Source organism: Spirosoma harenae, from assembly GCF_054776975.1.
On record NZ_BAAHBD010000003.1, the window covers coordinates 54,279 to 71,988 of the forward strand.

The window sequence follows — 17,710 nt, forward strand, 5'->3', positions numbered from 1 at the left end:
CCATTTTGACGCGCTGAGTCAGTGACGGCTTACGACTTATCTGCACATTTAATTTATTTCTATTCACCACTTAAGCAATACAGCATGAAAACATATATTTCGGCCTTAACCCAGACTAGTCTTGGGTTAATTGCTCTGCTCTTTCTATTTATTATTTCCTGTAAGGGACCCGAAGGTCCAGTAGGACCAACTGGCCCGACTGGGGCAACCGGAGCTGCTGGCGCAACGGGCCCACAAGGAGCTAGTGGGGTTACTGGCGCAACGGGCCCACAGGGGGCTAGCGGAGTTGCTGGTGCAACAGGTGCTCAAGGGGCACCTGGGAATGCCAATGTCGTTTACACCGCCTGGAAACAAGTTGATGTCAGTGGCAATTACTTTCGAACGCCGGATAACTTTCGCGTTGATCTAGGGAATGATCAGAAAACAGCGAATACGCTTCTTACCGCCGAGACGTTGGACAAATCGCTTGTCTACGTATATTTTAAAGTTGGCCGGACAATTTATGACAATGCAAACGCGTCTGTTAAATTAACGGAATTTATTGAGGCTAGTAGCACCTATGGAAATACTAAAATTCCGGGGCGAACGGGAACAAAATACGAAGATTATATCTCCTATAATGTGAACCACGATTACCTGGGAGTCAATTACTTACGCTTCAATGTCAACCTTAACACCAATAGCTACGATCAGGCAACTCAAAAACAGGTCGCTATTCCTGACTTGCTTGGCAAAACGGCTGCAGATTTCCGGGATATGGTTAAAGATTTGCCACAATATCGCATTGTAGTCGTTACTGGCAGTGTTGTCGGCGGTCGAGTAGCAGCGATTAATTACAAGGATTACGCAGCCGTTAAAAAAGCGTATAATCTGCCCGATTGAGTTTTTCTTCCTCCATTTGCAAAAAAGGTCACCCTGATTTAGGTGACCTTTTTGATTTTATATAAGTAAATTAACGGTTTTAGATTCTTGTTGGCCATTAGTAACAAAATGAGTTTACAAACTTTTATGGCCGATTATCAATCCCCGAAAGACCGGGCATACACGGATATGCTCATCAATGCTGCCTCAAAAGAGGCTAAAGCATTTTTAAATCTTAAGCATACCGCTGAACGAAAGGATGGCGTCATTCCAATAAAGTATCGGGAGTTAATGTCGATAGCGGTTGCCCTGACAACCCAATGCGCTTATTGTATTGAATCCCATATCAACAATGCGGTTGAGGCCGGTGCTACTCGAGAAGAGATTGCCGAAACCGTTTTCATTGCAGCTGCACTTCGGGCGGGTGGTGCTGTTGGCACCGGCCTGCTGGCTATGCGTCTTTTCGAAGAAGCCAGTGCAGCCAATCCGTGATTGTCACTTTTTGTTGCTGTAACATCCAGATTGCCCAGAAGAGAATCTCTCAAAACCGAAATTCTCTTTAGGGACTTAGCCAGCATGCCAACGATCACATCAAAACACCCTGAAAAACCTCATCCAGTCGGGATACAGGCTTGATACTGATTTTGTAGCCTTTCGTATCCAAACCTTTCATATTGTATTTAGAAATAAAAATCTTTTTGAAACCCAGTTTTTCAGCTTCCGCAATTCGCGACTCAATTCGACTGACAGCCCGTACTTCCCCACCTAGTCCTACTTCAGCAGCAAAAGCCACCGATGGCGGAATGGCAATATCCTCATAACTCGACACGACAGCCGCACATACAGCCAAATCAATCGCCGGATCTTCGACGCGCAAGCCACCGGCAATATTCAGAAACACATCCTGCTGACCTAATCGAAAACCTCCACGCTTTTCCAGTACGGCCAATAGCATATTTAATCGTTTGGCATCGAAGCCCGTACTACTTCGCTGCGGTGTACCGTAAGTAGCCACGCTAACCAGTGCCTGAGTTTCGATCATTAATGGCCGATTCCCTTCCAGCATAGAACCGATTGTTACTCCACTCAACGCTTCATCACGCTGAGAGATTAGAATTTCGGAAGGATTCGTTACCTGACGCAAACCCGTACCGAGCATTTCGTAAATACCGAGTTCGTCGGTACTGCCGAAACGATTTTTCGTCGTTCGCAGAATTCGGTAGGTAGTATGACGGTCACCTTCAAACGTCAATACTGTATCGACCATGTGTTCCAGTACTTTCGGACCGGCCAGTGAGCCCTCTTTGGTGATATGACCAATCATAAAGACCGGAACCGCGCTTTCCTTGGCATATTTCATGAATTCAGCCGTACACTCACGCACCTGCGAAACACTCCCCGCCCCCGATTCGACCAACGACGATTGCATGGTTTGAATCGAATCGACAATCAGAATTTCCGGTTCGAAATGCTCGACTACCCGGAAAATATTCTGTGTGGAGGTTTCCGTCATGACATGGCAATCGCTGGTAGGTGCATCAAGTCGTTCGGCACGCATTTTTATTTGCTGTTCGCTCTCTTCACCCGACACATATAACACCCGCATTCCGGCCAAACTCAGGGCAATCTGTAAAAGCAAAGTCGATTTACCAATACCAGGCTCTCCCCCAATAAGCACCAGCGAGCCGGGAACAATGCCCCCGCCCAACACCCGATTTAATTCGCCATCGGTTGTTCGAACGCGGGGTTGCTCTTCGTAATTAATTGCATGAATCGCCTTGGGTTTTGCTGCGACTTTCAGACTACCGAGCCCGCCCGATGAGGGGCTTCGCCAACTTCCTTTTTCAGGTTCGTCTTTCTGAACAAGCTCTTCAACGAACGTATTCCATTCGCCACACGACGGGCAGCGGCCCAACCATTTGGCGGACTGCATTCCGCAATTTTGACAGAAATAGGTGGTTTTTACTTTGGCCATATTGGAGTAGCTAGCCGTTAGCAATCAGTGATTTTTCAATAAATCGTTCCCAGCCTTTAAACCTGCATACAAGTAGTCTGTCAAAGCCTCTGAACGTTCACTAATGCTATTTACGGGATACTGAAATAACGCCATTCACTCAAAATTAGTTGGCTTTCTGTACCCTAATCGTCCAATTTCCGTTTATCAAATTGTATTCTTATTTACAACTAGCTATGAACAAAATCCTGGTTTTCGTTTCATTGACGTTACTGCCCTCTTTTGTATTTGCGCAGGGCTTTCAAATTGGCATAAAAGGAGGAATCAATCTCTCCAGATTAAGTTTTGGCAATTTCGTTTCGACAGGTACTAACTCCAATGGATCACCTAATGTGAATGTTGATGGGCAAACGTTTCGGGATAATCTGAGTGCCAGCCTTAATACCAGAACGGGTACATCGTTTGGGATCTATACGCGTTTTGGCCGGAATCTGTTTATACAGCCCGAACTCCTTTATTCAACTCGCGCAGGCTCCTTCGATGTGATTAGAAATGGGCAAACGGAAACGGTAACGGTAAAAACGACTAGCTTCGACGTTCCTGTACTGTTAGGAATCAAAGGTGGACCGATTCGGATTGTTGCGGGGCCAGTGGCGTCATTCCGAATTAGTGACAATCAAACGTTGGGGCAGGCGGTTCAGCAGTACACAAATGGAAGCCTAAACGATGCCTGGTCGCAAGCGTATTATGGCTATCAGGTGGGTGGTGGACTGGATATCGGCTCGCTTGGCCTCGATGTTCGTTATCAGGGCAACATCACGGAAGTCGCTCAGATTCAGGGCAATTCTGGTCAATTTAACCAGGGCATGAGAACCTGGCAAATTACATTGGCTTACAAGATTTTTTAAGGGTTAACCTCACTGAAGCGTAAAAAACAAACCGTTGCTGTCCACTCCAAAGGAGTTTGCGGCAACGGTTGTTTGGTTTATTAACCCACTAAATATTGCTTTTTTACTTACTGCCTCTCGGTTCTAGTTGTAAAGCCGGTGCCAGTATTGAGCCAGTTGTTGCGAAATATCTTTCATCCGCCGACGCGAGATGGCGACTTCGCGACCATCCGCCAGACGAATCTGACGATCACGATTAAAAATATTCCGCTGAACATAAGCCAGATTAACTATATACGATTTATGGATTCTCAGGAACATGGTTACGTCCAGCGTTTTCTCAAATTCTTTAAGGGTTTTTGATACTAAAAACCGCTTACGATCGCGAGTGTGCAGAAACGTATAATTTCCTTCTCCCTGAAGACACAAAATATCGTCTACAGAAATAAAAATTGTTCGGTTCAAATAAGGTAAGGCAATCCGTTGACTGCTACGCTGATAGGAAGATGGAAATTGGGGAACGATTGAAATCGGCTGAATAGAAGAAAAGATAGTAGCATCCATGGGAATAGAGTAGTTTTGGTTTGGTTTCTTGATGAAGCAAAACTACCTGATGACCATTGGATCAAAAAAAACGTCCTGATGAACAAGGGCCGAAAAACTCATTCAACCAATTGCTTATCAGGACGTTACGAATAGAATTCGTATATTCTTTGGGTGATTGTACTCTTCCTATTGCGTAAAACTACGTAGTGACGAACTATGTAAATCTTCGCTACTATTTTCGGGAAATCCCATGCTTTATCCTACACTAAAGCCAATGGCTGAAAACTTCGAATTCGATCTACAAACATTTGTGCACGACGACGTGAAATTTTCACTTGCTGCCCGTCGGTTAATTCGAGCTCTCCTTCTTTTTTCACAAAAAATTTGCGTACAAAACCAAGGTTAACAATACATGATTTATGCACTCGAACAAATGGCTGTCCTTCGAGCATCAATTCGTATTCTTTCAGCGTACGAGATACCAGCATTTTTGTACCATCTCGCAAAAAGAATTTCGTGTAATTTCCGCATCCTTCTAAACGAACAATTTCATCAACAGATATTGTGCGTTTCCGGTCGTAAAAAGGGATGAGTAGTTTCTGGAGGCAAGCCGAATCGGCAATTTTTTCCACACTATTGTGGAAAGTTCTGGACGCCGTGTCAAAAAGAGAGTCGTTAGTGAATGCAGTCATAACCGTCTGATAAGGTATTTGATGAATTGAAATTAGAGATTGAAACTCAGAAACTTACTTGCCCATTTATCTGGATAATTACCCGTAGAAATTGACAATGCACAGCCAATAGTCGTACAAGAATCAGTCCTACTTATTAAAATATGTCTCCATTTCTTCAATATCGTTATAACTAATTAATATTCAGGGCTAATTTGCCACTCAATCAACATTATTATCAACTTCTTTCAGGTAAAGTTTTTCTTATTATTATTCTATTTTTCTTACCAGTAACTAGTTTGACTATAAAAGCGAAAGCCTACAAGGATGCCCAGGTTTTTACGTAAAAATGTCAATCTGATATGGTCGCAGAGACCTATATTTTACTATCTATCTTGTCACAAGTCCAACTCAGTTCGTATGCTCTTCTCATTTTGCCTACCTTTGTGGCTGCGAATCGCTTAAAGAGTAGTTTATGCTGGATAAAGTAAGAGAACTCCATCAGGAAATTGATCAATATACGGTTACATCGCCGGAACAATTAGAGCAGTTCCGAATGCGATTTATTAGCCGAAAAGGTGTCGTTACGGAGTTATTTGACCAACTGAAAAGCGTACCCCAATCTGACCGGCGAGCGGTTGGTCAGGAATTGAACGGCTTAAAAAATCTGGCGCAGGAACGTTTCGAGTCATTTAGCCAACTTATTGATGAGCAGCGTGCATCCGCCAACAACGCTCCCCCCGTTGATCTGACATTACCGACAATACCCAATCTAACCGGAACACAGCATCCATTGAGTCTGGTTCGTCAGCGTATCATTCAGATTTTCGAACGGATTGGCTTCAACGTGGCCGATGGTCCAGAAATCGAATCAGACTGGTATAACTTCGGGGCTCTGAACTTCCCCGACAACCACCCGGCTCGGGATATGCAGGACACGTTTTTCGTCGAAAAGCGAAACAGCAATTCGGAAGAAGACTCTCCAACGGATGTACTGCTACGGACACATACTTCGAACGTACAAATCCGCCTGATGGAGCGTCAGAAGCCACCTATCCGGTCGATTATGCCAGGGCGTGTATACCGAAATGAAACCATTTCGGCGCGGGCACACTGCATGTTCCACCAGGTTGAAGGCATTTATATTGATCGCAATGTCGGATTTAAAGACCTGAAGGATACGCTATATCATTTCGTAAAGGAAATGTTTGAGCCCGGTACGCAGATCCGTTTCCGGCCCTCCTACTTCCCTTTTACAGAACCCAGCGCTGAAATTGATATTTCGTGCCAGATCTGTGGCGGCAAAGGCTGTAACATCTGCAAACATTCAGGCTGGGTCGAAATTGCGGGATCGGGTATGGTTGATCCTCAGGTAATTGCCAATTGTGGTATCGATCCCGAAGAATACACTGGTTTCGCGTTTGGTATGGGTATCGAACGGATTACACAGCTGAAATACGTCGTAAACGATCTGCGTCTATACACCGAAAACGACGTCCGTTTCCTCCGCCAGTTTGAAGGACTTTAATCAATGAGTGAAATCGGACCGCCGAAGCGGAACGAAAGAGTGAATGAGCGAATACTAATTCGCCAGTCGGGCTACCGAACCAACACTCTTTCGCTCCGCTTCAGCGGTCCGATTTCACTCTTTCACTCTTTATCCATGTCTCCAATTCGACTTTCTGATTTGGCTTTTACGCTCGAGGCCGTCCTGGACGAAGCTTTCGGACAGAAGGCCATGTGGGTGGTGGCCGAAACGAGTGATATTAAGAATTATCCGGATCGAGGTTATTGCTTCCTAACCTTGGTGGAACGCGATTCTGCCAGCCGTGAAACGCTGGCGAAACTTGAAGCCTGCATCTGGCGTCGAAACTACCATACGATTGGCGATTTTGAACGGGAAACGGGCGTAGCCTTTGCCCGAAATATTCAGTTGCTTTTACTAGTATCGGTCAGTTACAGCCCAGTGTATGGATTAAGGCTGGAAATTCTGAAGATTGACCCGTCGTACACGCTCGGAAATCTCGAACGGGAACGCCAGGCCGTGCTTGACGCACTCGTACGCGATCACCCAGATTTAATCTGGATCGAAGCCGGGCATTACATTACGGCCAATCAACTTATTCCCCGCTCTCCTGTTATACAGCGGCTGGCGTTGATTGCGGCACCTAATTCAGATGGCTGGCGGGATTTTCGTCATGAATTAGCGCAAAATCCGTTTGGCTATGATTTCATAGTCGATGAGTTTCTGACGCAAGTGCAGGGTCAGGGTGCCGAACGAGCAATTTGTGGACAATTGGAACGCATCCGAACCAATGGTGTAGCCTACGATGCCGTTGTAATTGTGCGTGGTGGAGGCTCGCAATTGGATTTTGGTTCGTTTGATACCTATCTGATGGGCCAGACGGTAGCCGGTTTTGGCATCCCGATTATTGCCGGAATTGGGCATGAGCGCAACGTGAGTATCACCGACTTGCTATGCCATCAGAGTGTCAAAACGCCCACCAAGGCGGCCGCATTTCTGATCGAGCATAATCGGCAATTCGAAGAATCCTGCCTGTACCTCCGCGAGCGATTGCTTGTCGCTGCCCGCGACGCTATGCTGTCGGCTCGCGAAAATCTGGACCGGGAAACCGAACGATTGCGCTTTGTGGGTTATACTTATTTCCGTGAGCGACACACAAATCTAGCCGAGAAAGCTGTTACTCTCCGCCATCTCGATCCGTCAAATGTGCTCCGCCGTGGCTATGCTCTCTTACTTCGTAATGGCCGAATACTGACGCAGGTTCGGGGTATCCAACCCAACGACCAACTTCAGGTACAAATGCATGATGGAACGATAGATACTAAAGTTATAGAGTTGTAATGTTTTACGCATTTACTTTACAGCCATGTAACTCTATAACTTTACAACGCTACAACTCCCAAAACGAATGACTTATCAGGATGCCTACGACCAACTGACAACTTTAGTTGACGAAATTGAAAATGAGCAGGTTCCCTTAGATGAACTGCCAGCCAAAATACGATTAGCGACGGAGTTGATTACATTCTGTCAGGAACGACTTCGGGCTGTTGAAACGGAGTATCAGGAAGTTATCGAAAAGTTACCTAAGCGATGAATTAGGATTTTTATTAGACGGTTATAGATAACCTTTGCCAAACCTTGCCTATTTTTATCCCCTGTGAGTGTCCAATGGTATTTATCGAAGAGGGTTTGATTGTGGTGAAAGGACGAATCACGAGTGTACTGCCTGATTGAGTTATTGTCTCTATGAATTTATTCACTAATATAACGAATGCATTAAATTCGGATGTTTTGTCACGTATTGCTACGTATATCGACGAACCACCCGCAAAAACCAGCAAAGCTGTCAATGGCCTTGTCTATACAATTGTTGGCGGCCTGATGAAGCGTACCACCAGCGAAATAGGTGTTAATCAACTGTATAACCATATTCAGAAAGGTCGTTTTGACGGGAGCGTCGTCGAAAATCTACCCGCTACCTTACGCGATCCAAACCTGACGAATACACTTATTATGCAGGGCAATGACGTGATTAGTCACTTGCTGCCTGCGATGAAAAGCTCGATTGGGAATATGATCTCGCTGTATGCCGGGATTCGGAACTCATCGGCAATTGCCTTACTTGGGCTCACCACAAACATCGTTCTTCAGGTTCTGGGTAAGCAGGTAAAAGATCAAAAACTGGATGCTGATGGCCTAGCAGCTTCGTTATTCGGAGAGCGCGAAACCTTTGTCAACACAGTTCCAGATGATTTTATGCCTCAGTTAGTCGAGAAAGTTGGCCTTCATCAGGTTGTTGCGGGTTTGGCGCTGCCTGCCCGTCGATCCTCCAGCGAATCGTCTGGTCGATCCACCACAACGACTACGCGTCCGCCAGTTAGTTATGAGCCCGTCGAGGATGGTGAAGCAGAGAATGAAACGTTGACCAAATGGGGCGTTGGTGCCTTGATTGCGGTTGCACTGAGTATTGGCGGCTATTATTTGTATCAGAATACGCAACGTTATTCAAACGGGCAAGACGAAGTAGGCGACGAAACAACAATCGTGACTGACACAGCTCAAGCGGATACGGTTACCCGTTCATTGGCGGTTCCGGTAGATACGACGGCAAAATCCGTGGCACCGAAATCTACTTCTATAGCGACTACGACAACACTCGTGGCTTCTACCTCCATTGCGCCGACAGCTTCAGGAAATCTAACTAGTCAGATGACACCGTATGTGTCGAATCCTACGCTACCTAAAGGGCGTGTATTTCCTTTGACGGCCGTTACATTTCAACCCGGTTCGCTTTCTATGACCAGCGGGGGGCAGGCTACCATTAATGAATTAGCAACCATACTCAAAACGTATCCGCAGCTTCAGATTCAGTTGGTTGGCTATGCGAATGATGCTCAGGGGGATATTACGAATAAGAGTCTGTCTTTCAAGCGTGTCAATCAAATCAAGCAACAGCTGGTAACGGCGGGTATCAACTTTATTCGCGTCGATGCCATTGGCCGAGGTACGGGTGTACCTAAAAATGATACGTCGGGTATACCACGGCCAACTCTGCGAAAAATAGATCTGAAGGTTGTTGTTAAATAAATTTTAACCTCATCAGCATTGCGACAAAAACGCCTTTCTGACTAGTCAGAAAGGCGTTTTTGTCTTTATTCTATTCCCTCCATTGGTAAGATCATCTGAATAGTTTCTCTAAACAACTTCTGCCAGTGTCAGTTCATAACGAAAGTGACTAACTAATTAATCGTTATGAACTCAGAAACAGGAAAAACCGCTCTGATTACAGGTGCATCGAGTGGCATCGGTCAGGAACTCGCTAAACTGTTCGCGCAGGATGGCTATAATTTAGTACTGGTAGCCCGAAGTGACGACAAACTGGATCGACTAGCGGATGTCTTTAAAAATAACTACGGTACCCAGAAAATAACTGTTATCGGGAAAGATCTGTCGACCGAAGACGCGGCTCAGGATGTCTACGATCAGGTGAAAGCCCAGGGAATCCAAGTTGATGTGCTGGTCAATGATGCCGGGGTCGGATTATATGGCCTGTTTGCAACGGATACGGATTGGGAACGTGAGAAAGCGATGATTCATCTCAACATTCTGACGCTCACCCAGATGACCAAACTATTCCTCTATGACATGCTGTCGCGAAATGAGGGGAAAATATTGAATCTGGCATCGTTGCTTTCCATTGCCCCATCACCATTAATGGCCGTTTATGCGGGTACTAAGGCGTATGTGTACAGCTTTACCCAATCACTCATTAATGAACTGAAGGACACAAATGTAACGGTTACGGCGCTCTTGCCTAATGCTACCGACACCGATTTTTTCCATAAAGCGGGAGCGCAGAATACGAAAGTAACGGATGAATTGCAGGACCCTGTAATGGTTGCGCAGGATGGCTACAATGCACTTATGGCCGGTAAACACAAAATTGTGCCAGGTGGCATTAAAAACAAATCGTATGAAATCCTGTCGTATGTAGCTCCTCAGGAAGCGGTAGCGTCTATGATGCGGGACAAAATGTCGCCTAAACCCGAACCAGAAACCGAGAAAGAAACGACTATTCCGCTTGCCTGGGGAATTGGTTTCGGATTGGCCGTTATTGCGGGCATTGCGTTAACCATTGGTTATAAAAATACCAGCGATTTCAAGAAAGCCCGCTATCGATATAAAGCCAAATCAGCAGGTGATTTTATTTCGGATACTGTTTCTTCAGTTATTGATTCGGTAGTCGATACGGTTATCGATGCGTATCAAAACACGAAGGCGAAAGCCGAAGATGTGCTCGCCAAAAAGGAAGAAATTGAAGAGGAAGTAGCCGCCTAAACTTATAAAATCGTCTCTTAAGGTTGTACAGACTCTTAGGAATTGCCGTTAATTATGAAAAATTCATCTTTCTGGCGAATCGCTACAGCCGCGATTGCCGTTGGTAGCATTATCTATACAACGATACTTAGCAACGAAGCCAATATCAAGAAAAATGACGAGGAGTCTGATGAGCAGGGTGGCTCGGAATATGAGTATGATGTTCCTCCTGAATATCAGCACGTATTCGAGAAAAATAGCCTTGTTCCGGCAGGTTGGGCGTTTGGCGTTGTCTGGTCAACGATTTATTCTGGCCTGACAGCGCTCTCGATTCATCAAGCGTTGCCATCACAGGAGTCGAATCCGCGCTACACCCGAGCTTTGCCATGGTGGTGGGCTAGCTGGGCCTTGAATGCCATTTTTGGACGGTTTTTCGCCGAAAATGATTCCCAAAGCATCGTCATCTCTGATCTCACGACAAAGCTAAATTTAGGGGCTGCATTGGCCTTACATGATAGTCTGGAGATTGGAAAAGTAGATGCACCTGCCCCCGAAAAATACCTGCGAATTCCAGTGAGCCTATATGCTGGCTGGTTAACAACTGCAACGGTGGTTGGTACACCCAATACATTACTGGCATTGGGCGCCTGGAGGCCTAAAGGTGAGCGCGATGAATTGATTGCATCCGGAATTTTAAGTGCAACGGCTGCAGCCGGTTACGCCATTGGCCGCTGGCTAAACGACCCTTGGTATATGGTTCCATTTGTGGCTGGCTTTTCGGGCATTGCTACTCGTCAATGGAAAAAGCAATCGATTGTCGGCTGGACAGCTGCTACGTTGGCAGCCGCTTACGTTGGCTTATTAGCGTATTGGCTTCCCAAAGGTAAATTCTATGACTACGATCAAGTAGTCGTTTACGATGCGGATGTCGAAGTGCTACCAGGGCCAATCGGGAACGAAGAACCGCATCAGGCTGAAATTGCCCGCGAGCGGATGAAGCCTATAGAAGCTGAAGGATTAGATTAGACAGCTATCGTTCAACAGAAAAGCCGCCTTGTGAAGGGCGGCTTTTTGTTTTGATAAGTACATATCCAATTTATTCTTATGAATTACATTAAGTTTGTTGCCCGTGTCCTCACAGACACCTATGCGTCAGCAACGCTATCCCTCCGGAAAGGTGTCTGTGAGGACACAGACACGGGAGAGTAGGCTTCTAAAACGGTCGCAATGCTTTCACGAAACGACCTTTGAAATAATCGGCGTATAGATTATCCTCACGAACCCCGCGCGACGATGAGGCATGAATAAACCGGATATTCTGCGTACCATTTACTTCCGTTACGATTCCTGTGTGCGAAACGTAACCAGCCTGCCCTTTATCCGGTACGAAAAAAATTAAATCGCCGGGCATAATCTCATTTACTTCTACTTCACGGCCAACTTCCGATTGCTGCCACGAGATGCGTGGCATTTTCAATCCTACCGTACTAAACACAGCATAAACAAGGCCTGAGCAATCGATACCATCTGTTGTATTTCCTCCTGAGCGATAAGGAGTTCCCGTATAGGTACGCGCAATCTTTACTACTTCAGGCACATAGCGATCTTCGTACGTGCGCGTGTCGACCACTTTTCCAGTAGGTTTGGCCGGAACTGCTGGCGGACGAGCTGGGGCTTTACCAGTGGGTGTTCGGCGAGCAACCGACCGTGAAGACGATGAACTTCGACTGACGGAAGGGCCTGAAGAACGAAGAACTTCACAGGCCGTAAGAGTTGAAATAAGGCAGGTACTCAACAGTACAGGACGGAGCATTTCCCGGAGCCAGCGTTGTTGCATACGAGGAAGGGTTAGGTGATAGGTGCGTTTATTTAACGTAAAAGCACATAGTAACATGTGCAACCTATCAAAATTTCATGGATAATGCAATGCGTTTGCGGGCTTTATCGACTTCCATGACCTTCACTTTTACCTTCTGGAACACTTTTACAACAGTTTTCGGATCGGAAACGTAGTGATTCGCGAGTTGCGATACGTGTACCAACCCATCCTGTTTGACACCAATATCGACAAAGGCCCCAAAAGCCGTAATATTCGTCACAACACCCGGCAACACCATTCCTTCATGCAAATCATCGACTGATCGAATGCGTGTATCGTACTCAAATACTGAGAGTTGTTCGCGAGGATCGCGGCCGGGTTTGGCAAGCTCAGCCAGAATATCAAGCAAGGTGGGTAAACCAGCGGTATCAGTAATGTAGCGTTCCGGTTTGATTTGTTGGCGCAATTCAGGCCGACGAATCAGATCACTAACCGTACTACCCACATCGGCAGCCATCCGTTCAACAATCGTGTAGCGTTCGGGATGAACGGCGCTATTATCCAGCGGATTCCTGGCTTCATCGATCCGTAAAAATCCGGCACATTGTTCAAACGCTTTTGCCCCCAACCGAGGTACTTTTTTGAGTTGTTCACGAGATGTAAATGCGCCATGTTCAGCTCGATACGACACAATATTGTTGGCTAGTTGCGGTCCCAGGCCCGACACATACCGCAGCAAATAAGCGCTAGCCGTATTAAGCGATACACCAACCTGATTTACACAGCTTTCAACTACTGTATCCAAGCTATCTTTCAAAGCCGGTTGATCGACATCATGCTGATACTGTCCAACACCAATAGATTTCGGATCGATTTTCACCAATTCAGCCAGCGGGTCCATCAAGCGACGGCCAATACTGACGGCTCCCCGTACAGTTACGTCATGATTCGGAAATTCACTGCGCGCTACTTCTGAGGCCGAATAAATTGACGCCCCCTGCTCACTTACCATGAAAACAGGAATCGCTTTACCCACGGTATTGGCCAGGTTAAGGCTTTGAATAAATTCCTCCGTTTCACGACCAGCCGTTCCGTTGCCGATCGCAATGGCATCTACCTTGTACTGCACTACTAATTTTTGAACCGTTTGGGCCGCCTGCTGTCGCTGCGCTTCCGATTGAGCCAGGTACAAAACAGTATCTGTGAGCAAATTTCCCTGTGCGTCCAGACAAACCGTTTTGCATCCCGTTCGATAACCGGGATCAATAGCCAGTACTCGTTGCTGACCAAGCGGTGGACTGAGCAGCAGTTGGCGTAGATTATCAGCAAAAATCTGAATTGCTTCCGTATCCGCTTTTTCTTTTGAGCTATTGGAAAATTCGGTTTCGAGCGACGGTTTCAGCAATCGTTTGTAGCCATCCCGGATAGCTAAGTACATCTGTTCTTTACAGGCCGAGGTCCCCGATCGTTCAGCGACAAACTGCCGTTCCAGTCGATCAAGAGCGGCATCCTCATCGGGGCCAACGCTAACGCTTAAAAAGCCCTCGGTCTCACCCCGTCGAATAGCCAGTAATCGGTGCGAAGGCACTCGGCGAAGGGGTTCGGCAAAATCGAAGTAGTCTTTGTATTTGATACCTTCTAGCTGCTTATCTTTTTTCACCGTTGACCGAATAATTGCCTCTCGTTCAAACAGATTCCGAACCCGCTGACGAGCATCGGCGTCTTCGCTAATACGTTCAGCCAGAATATCGCGAGCGCCCTGTAAAGCATCACCCACAGTGGGTACCGCATCTGATAGATATCGTTGTGCAACTCGCTCAGGATCAGATTCACGCTGATTGAAAAGTACATTCGCAAGTGGCTCCAGACCGCGCTCTATCGCCAGAACGGCCCGAGTTTTTCGCTTTTGTTTGTAGGGCAAATACAGGTCTTCGAGATCAGTGAGCGAGTCGGTCGATTCAATTTTTCGGCGGAGTTCGGGCGTGAGTTTTCCTTGTTCGTCGATGGATTTCAGAATGGCTTCCCGACGCTTATCGAGTTCCTGTAGTTTCTGATAAGTCTCCTTAATCTGACCAATCTGGATTTCATCAAGTGGACCACGATCGGATGATGCGGTGGCTTCTTTACGATAACGGGCAATAAAAGGAACAGTAGCTCCACCGTTGAGTAATTCAATAGTAGCGATCACCGACCGATGATTCAGGCCGAGTCGGGCAGCTACCCGTTGTTCAATGGATTGGGTCATAGTACATACTCGCCAAACAGTAATCAGCAGTTATTTTCTGACTACTACCTGACCATTTATTTAGATCACAAAAATGGGGTAGGGAATGAATAGGGCAAAAAAAAACATGCCATCTGGCATGTTTTTAACAACGGGGTGTCTTTATATCTTACAATTAAGCTATTTCGACGTTAACGGCGTTTAGGCCTTTTTTACCGCGTTCGACGTTGAATTTCACTTTGTCGTTTTCGCGGATTTGGTCGATGAGGCCAGTAGCGTGTACAAAAATATCTTCGCCACCTTCATCTGGTTTAATGAAGCCAAACCCTTTGGTCTCATTAAAGAATTTTACAGTTCCTGTTTGCATTGCTTGTTTTAAATTTGGGCGAATAACGACACAATAAAATTGATTTCCAAATGTATTTTTGATTTTTCGTTGATTATTTGAGTTTTTGGAAAGTCTATCCACCATTTGTTGACTCCTGATACGGCCAATTCCATCCGATAGTATACCATTAACGCTCTTTCCGTAATTTTGGCCAATTAATCGATAATCCGTTGAAGCTTGACCTCATTCTCTTCATGCGTGTACTGGGTATTATGGGAGCTTTATTGATCGGTGGACTAAACGCGGCTTCTTCACAAACCGTAATCAGCAACTCCGACGAGCCAACCCTTTATACGTATTGCCAGAAATTTCAAATCTTATATACCCAGATTCGCGAACAAAGCGTAACGCCCGACTCCGCCCGGATGCAGTTCAGCGCCATTATGCACGGATTGAAGGAACGGTTTCATAGCCTGGAAAGCTTCCAGCAGGATTCGCTGCAACGCGACAGTCTTCGCAAAACTGGTCAGTACTTCTATTTTCCAATTCGAGGCTACACAACCAGCGCTATTGGTGGCAAACGCGGGGAGGGGTATCGTGGCAATGGTTTCGATCTGTTCGATTACAATGTCCGGGGGAGCCACCCAGCGCAGGACATTTTTATTGTTGACCGCAATCAGGATAATATCGATGACCATACCGGAAGTCCGGCTGATATCCTGGCAATGACATCGGGATTGGTTATCGGCATTGAAACAGCCTGGAAACCAGGGTCTGAGTATCGGGGCGGCAACTGGATCTGGGTCTACGATCCGACGCTGCATGGCTTATTTTATTACGCCCATAATAGTCAGGTCGATGTAAAACCGGGCGAATGGGTGCAAGCTGGTCAGAAATTGGCCGAAATGGGCCGAACCGGATACAATGCCTACATGGCTCGCTCGCCAACGCACTTACACCTGATGTACCTGCAAATTCAACCCGATGGCTTGCCCCAGCCACTTAATCTGTACGAATGGCTGTTAACGGCACGATTATCGAAATAAGTTGATTTCTTATAGAATTTGCGTCGCAAACGAGCTTCTTCGAGCAAGGCTACTGATAAGCCAACTCGCGCTTATAGCTCCGAAAAACACAAATAGGAATTTAACAATCACGGGTAAATCGACACTCAACAGAGCAAACTGGAACCAGGTAACAACTGGATAATGCACAATGTAAATCCCGTATGCATTTACTGCGGCATTAGACCAAAATGCGTTTTTCTGAACTACTGTCTGTTTAAAAATGCTCAAACAGGCACCCATACTTGCCAGACAACTTGCAATAAAAGCCAGGTCGTAGAGAAAATAACCTTCCAGTGAAGTCAGTTTACCTTGTTTTACCAAATCTTCACCAAGCCCTGCAACAAACAGGACTAGCCAATAACAACCCAAGCTCAGCAGAACCCAGATGCGCCAATGCCGATTAAATAGTTTCCCGTTCTGGAATAGAAACGCTTGCCAGTCGGTACTTCCCAGGCAGGTGCCCAGAAAGAAAAATAGTAGATAAAATAATATCCGATTTAGCTGAAAATCAAAAGGCCCCCAATTTCCGATCCAGGTATATTGGCCCACCCACAAACTCAGTGGAATCAACGAAAACGCTGTTAGACAATATATTATCACTTCAAACATTAAGGGCCGTTTACTGAATACAGCTAGTTTCTGACCTGAAATCTGAAAAAAGGACGGAGTTAGCCTGAAAAACAGTACCGCCAACGCATCAAATACCAGCAGAAGCCAAAGAAACCAGGGAGGTCCTACCGGCCAACCCTGATTGACTATGTAATCGGTAAGAAAACGAATTGGATCAATGGAATGCGTAGCGATGTAAAAGGAAGGTACGTAAGCCAGTGGAATGATAATCAGCTCGGCCATAATGAACGGAATCCCCAGCCGGATAGCTCGATCTCTCAAATAGGCTTTCGGCCCTTTTTTACGAAGTCCTCGGTAAACAAACAGACCGCTGATCAAAAACATCAGCGGCATGAAAAATAGATCGTTAAACCCAATCAACCGATCCATTCCTACCCAGCGACTGGTATCAACAATCGGGGCTGTCGAATAAATGTAATGGCCAGGGTCGAAGTAGGCAAAGGTGGAATAAGCCAGGGCTGCATGGTGGGCAACGACCAGCAACGTGACAAACGAACGTAAATAATCGAGCCAAATCGACCGATGACTTCCAGTCTCCATACCAAGCTTCTGCAAAACAAATCTTTGTGTAAAAGACCTGGAAACGGGCGTTTCGTTGCACGGATGGCCTATTTGACTTTTATCTGCCTTACGATTCGCGAACGAGGTTTACCCCGGTAACCAGAAAGATCATACCAACAATAAAAGGAGCCGCAGCTTCTGCTTTTGAGATATGCATGCCCAGCGTTGGTTTGCCTTCGTCAGTCAGGAAAGCAATCAAGGCAAAAAGTACTACAACAACACCCAGGATGGTGAGCGATGCGCCGAAAAAGCGCCGAAAGTTCGTATTGTTATTATCCATAATAAGTTGTAGTGATGAACGATAAGTGATGAATGAT

General features: G+C 46.1%; 18 protein-coding genes. 10 read left to right on the forward strand and 8 right to left on the reverse strand.

Annotation, left to right across the window (positions count from 1 at the left end; translation table 11 throughout):
* The first annotated feature begins 84 nt into the window (after positions 1 to 84).
* Both ACYVE4_RS02015 and ACYVE4_RS02020 read left to right on the forward strand, forming a co-directional pair.
* Positions 85 to 882: a collagen-like triple helix repeat-containing protein gene (locus tag ACYVE4_RS02015; RefSeq protein ID WP_460995222.1), complete on the forward strand. Its 798-nt coding sequence runs from the start codon at positions 85 to 87 to the stop codon at positions 880 to 882.
* 108 nt (positions 883 to 990) lie between these two features.
* Positions 991 to 1,353: a carboxymuconolactone decarboxylase family protein gene (locus tag ACYVE4_RS02020; protein WP_460995224.1), complete on the forward strand. Its 363-nt coding sequence runs from the start codon at positions 991 to 993 to the stop codon at positions 1,351 to 1,353.
* A gap of 94 nt (positions 1,354 to 1,447) precedes the next feature.
* Here ACYVE4_RS02020 and radA read toward each other — a convergent pair whose 3' ends face one another.
* Positions 1,448 to 2,836: a DNA repair protein RadA gene (radA, locus tag ACYVE4_RS02025; RefSeq protein ID WP_460995226.1), complete on the reverse strand. Its 1,389-nt coding sequence runs from the start codon at positions 2,834 to 2,836 to the stop codon at positions 1,448 to 1,450.
* Positions 2,837 to 3,051: 215 nt separating this feature from the next.
* On the opposite strand from radA, the gene ACYVE4_RS02030 reads away from it, so the two are divergent.
* Positions 3,052 to 3,723 carry a porin family protein gene (locus ACYVE4_RS02030; protein ID WP_460995228.1) on the forward strand — a complete coding sequence of 224 codons (672 nt, stop codon included), beginning with the start codon at positions 3,052 to 3,054 and terminating at the stop codon, positions 3,721 to 3,723.
* 123 nt (positions 3,724 to 3,846) lie between these two features.
* Here the strand turns inward: ACYVE4_RS02030 and ACYVE4_RS02035 are convergent, their stop codons facing one another.
* The gene (locus ACYVE4_RS02035; RefSeq protein WP_460995230.1) at positions 3,847 to 4,266 is read right to left on the reverse strand and encodes a LytR/AlgR family response regulator transcription factor; all 420 of its coding nucleotides are present in this window, start codon (positions 4,264 to 4,266) and stop codon (positions 3,847 to 3,849) included.
* 242 nt (positions 4,267 to 4,508) lie between these two features.
* On the reverse strand, positions 4,509 to 4,940 hold the full coding sequence (locus ACYVE4_RS02040) for a LytR/AlgR family response regulator transcription factor (protein WP_460995232.1): 432 nt from the start codon (positions 4,938 to 4,940) through the stop codon (positions 4,509 to 4,511).
* A gap of 454 nt (positions 4,941 to 5,394) precedes the next feature.
* On the opposite strand from ACYVE4_RS02040, the gene pheS reads away from it, so the two are divergent.
* The 6 genes from pheS (at position 5,395) to ACYVE4_RS02070 (ending at position 11,790) form a co-directional block, all read left to right on the forward strand.
* Positions 5,395 to 6,447, forward strand: coding sequence for a phenylalanine--tRNA ligase subunit alpha (gene pheS / locus ACYVE4_RS02045; protein ID WP_460995234.1), 1,053 nt, complete (start codon positions 5,395 to 5,397; stop codon positions 6,445 to 6,447).
* 135 nt (positions 6,448 to 6,582) lie between these two features.
* Positions 6,583 to 7,785 (forward strand): exodeoxyribonuclease VII large subunit, encoded by a 1,203-nt coding sequence (locus ACYVE4_RS02050; protein ID WP_460995300.1) that lies wholly within the window; start codon positions 6,583 to 6,585, stop codon positions 7,783 to 7,785.
* Positions 7,786 to 7,852: 67 nt separating this feature from the next.
* On the forward strand, positions 7,853 to 8,041 hold the full coding sequence (gene xseB, locus ACYVE4_RS02055; RefSeq protein ID WP_460995236.1) for an exodeoxyribonuclease VII small subunit: 189 nt from the start codon (positions 7,853 to 7,855) through the stop codon (positions 8,039 to 8,041).
* Between the two features lie 152 nt (positions 8,042 to 8,193).
* On the forward strand, positions 8,194 to 9,534 hold the full coding sequence (locus ACYVE4_RS02060; protein ID WP_460995238.1) for a DUF937 domain-containing protein: 1,341 nt from the start codon (positions 8,194 to 8,196) through the stop codon (positions 9,532 to 9,534).
* Between the two features lie 165 nt (positions 9,535 to 9,699).
* Entirely contained in the window at positions 9,700 to 10,785 is a 1,086-nt protein-coding gene (locus ACYVE4_RS02065) for an SDR family NAD(P)-dependent oxidoreductase (protein ID WP_460995240.1), read from the forward strand.
* Positions 10,786 to 10,839: 54 nt separating this feature from the next.
* Positions 10,840 to 11,790, forward strand: a complete 951-nt coding sequence (locus ACYVE4_RS02070) for a tryptophan-rich sensory protein (RefSeq protein WP_460995241.1) — start codon at positions 10,840 to 10,842, stop codon at positions 11,788 to 11,790.
* A 187-nt stretch (positions 11,791 to 11,977) separates the two neighbouring features.
* On the opposite strand, the gene ACYVE4_RS02075 is transcribed toward ACYVE4_RS02070, so the two are convergent.
* From ACYVE4_RS02075 to ACYVE4_RS02085, 3 genes are all read right to left on the reverse strand, one after another.
* Positions 11,978 to 12,601, reverse strand: coding sequence for a C40 family peptidase (locus ACYVE4_RS02075; protein ID WP_460995242.1), 624 nt, complete (start codon positions 12,599 to 12,601; stop codon positions 11,978 to 11,980).
* 67 nt (positions 12,602 to 12,668) lie between these two features.
* The gene (locus ACYVE4_RS02080) at positions 12,669 to 14,828 is read right to left on the reverse strand and encodes a Tex family protein (RefSeq protein WP_460995243.1); all 2,160 of its coding nucleotides are present in this window, start codon (positions 14,826 to 14,828) and stop codon (positions 12,669 to 12,671) included.
* Positions 14,829 to 14,982: 154 nt separating this feature from the next.
* Positions 14,983 to 15,174: a cold-shock protein gene (locus tag ACYVE4_RS02085; protein ID WP_460995244.1), complete on the reverse strand. Its 192-nt coding sequence runs from the start codon at positions 15,172 to 15,174 to the stop codon at positions 14,983 to 14,985.
* Positions 15,175 to 15,389: 215 nt separating this feature from the next.
* Here ACYVE4_RS02085 and ACYVE4_RS02090 point away from each other — a divergent pair, with 215 nt between their 5' ends.
* Positions 15,390 to 16,181 carry a M23 family metallopeptidase gene (locus ACYVE4_RS02090; RefSeq protein ID WP_460995301.1) on the forward strand — a complete coding sequence of 264 codons (792 nt, stop codon included), beginning with the start codon at positions 15,390 to 15,392 and terminating at the stop codon, positions 16,179 to 16,181.
* Between the two features lie 9 nt (positions 16,182 to 16,190).
* On the opposite strand, the gene ACYVE4_RS02095 is transcribed toward ACYVE4_RS02090, so the two are convergent.
* Together ACYVE4_RS02095 and ACYVE4_RS02100 are read right to left on the reverse strand one after the other, a co-directional pair.
* Positions 16,191 to 17,372 carry an acyltransferase family protein gene (locus tag ACYVE4_RS02095; RefSeq protein ID WP_460995245.1) on the reverse strand — a complete coding sequence of 394 codons (1,182 nt, stop codon included), beginning with the start codon at positions 17,370 to 17,372 and terminating at the stop codon, positions 16,191 to 16,193.
* Positions 17,373 to 17,460: 88 nt separating this feature from the next.
* A complete protein-coding gene (locus ACYVE4_RS02100) occupies positions 17,461 to 17,673 on the reverse strand; it encodes a hypothetical protein (protein WP_460995246.1) in 213 nt (70 codons plus the stop codon).
* Between the last annotated feature and the right edge of the window lie 37 nt (positions 17,674 to 17,710).

Excerpts from the sequence above, each read along its gene's own strand:
- ACYVE4_RS02015 (WP_460995222.1), top strand. The coding sequence starts at position 85 with ATGAAAACATATATTTCGGCCTTAACCCAGACTAGTCTTGGGTTAATT.
- ACYVE4_RS02020 (WP_460995224.1), top strand. The coding sequence starts at position 991 with ATGAGTTTACAAACTTTTATGGCCGATTATCAATCCCCGAAAGACCGG.
- radA (WP_460995226.1), bottom strand. The coding sequence starts at position 2,836 with ATGGCCAAAGTAAAAACCACCTATTTCTGTCAAAATTGCGGAATGCAG.
- ACYVE4_RS02030 (WP_460995228.1), top strand. The coding sequence starts at position 3,052 with ATGAACAAAATCCTGGTTTTCGTTTCATTGACGTTACTGCCCTCTTTT.
- ACYVE4_RS02035 (WP_460995230.1), bottom strand. The coding sequence starts at position 4,266 with ATGGATGCTACTATCTTTTCTTCTATTCAGCCGATTTCAATCGTTCCC.
- ACYVE4_RS02040 (WP_460995232.1), bottom strand. The coding sequence starts at position 4,940 with ATGACTGCATTCACTAACGACTCTCTTTTTGACACGGCGTCCAGAACT.
- pheS (WP_460995234.1), top strand. The coding sequence starts at position 5,395 with ATGCTGGATAAAGTAAGAGAACTCCATCAGGAAATTGATCAATATACG.
- ACYVE4_RS02050 (WP_460995300.1), top strand. The coding sequence starts at position 6,583 with ATGTCTCCAATTCGACTTTCTGATTTGGCTTTTACGCTCGAGGCCGTC.
- xseB (WP_460995236.1), top strand. The coding sequence starts at position 7,853 with ATGACTTATCAGGATGCCTACGACCAACTGACAACTTTAGTTGACGAA.
- ACYVE4_RS02060 (WP_460995238.1), top strand. The coding sequence starts at position 8,194 with ATGAATTTATTCACTAATATAACGAATGCATTAAATTCGGATGTTTTG.
- ACYVE4_RS02065 (WP_460995240.1), top strand. The coding sequence starts at position 9,700 with ATGAACTCAGAAACAGGAAAAACCGCTCTGATTACAGGTGCATCGAGT.
- ACYVE4_RS02070 (WP_460995241.1), top strand. The coding sequence starts at position 10,840 with ATGAAAAATTCATCTTTCTGGCGAATCGCTACAGCCGCGATTGCCGTT.
- ACYVE4_RS02075 (WP_460995242.1), bottom strand. The coding sequence starts at position 12,601 with ATGCAACAACGCTGGCTCCGGGAAATGCTCCGTCCTGTACTGTTGAGT.
- ACYVE4_RS02080 (WP_460995243.1), bottom strand. The coding sequence starts at position 14,828 with ATGACCCAATCCATTGAACAACGGGTAGCTGCCCGACTCGGCCTGAAT.
- ACYVE4_RS02085 (WP_460995244.1), bottom strand. The coding sequence starts at position 15,174 with ATGCAAACAGGAACTGTAAAATTCTTTAATGAGACCAAAGGGTTTGGC.
- ACYVE4_RS02090 (WP_460995301.1), top strand. The coding sequence starts at position 15,390 with ATGCGTGTACTGGGTATTATGGGAGCTTTATTGATCGGTGGACTAAAC.
- ACYVE4_RS02095 (WP_460995245.1), bottom strand. The coding sequence starts at position 17,372 with ATGGAGACTGGAAGTCATCGGTCGATTTGGCTCGATTATTTACGTTCG.
- ACYVE4_RS02100 (WP_460995246.1), bottom strand. The coding sequence starts at position 17,673 with ATGGATAATAACAATACGAACTTTCGGCGCTTTTTCGGCGCATCGCTC.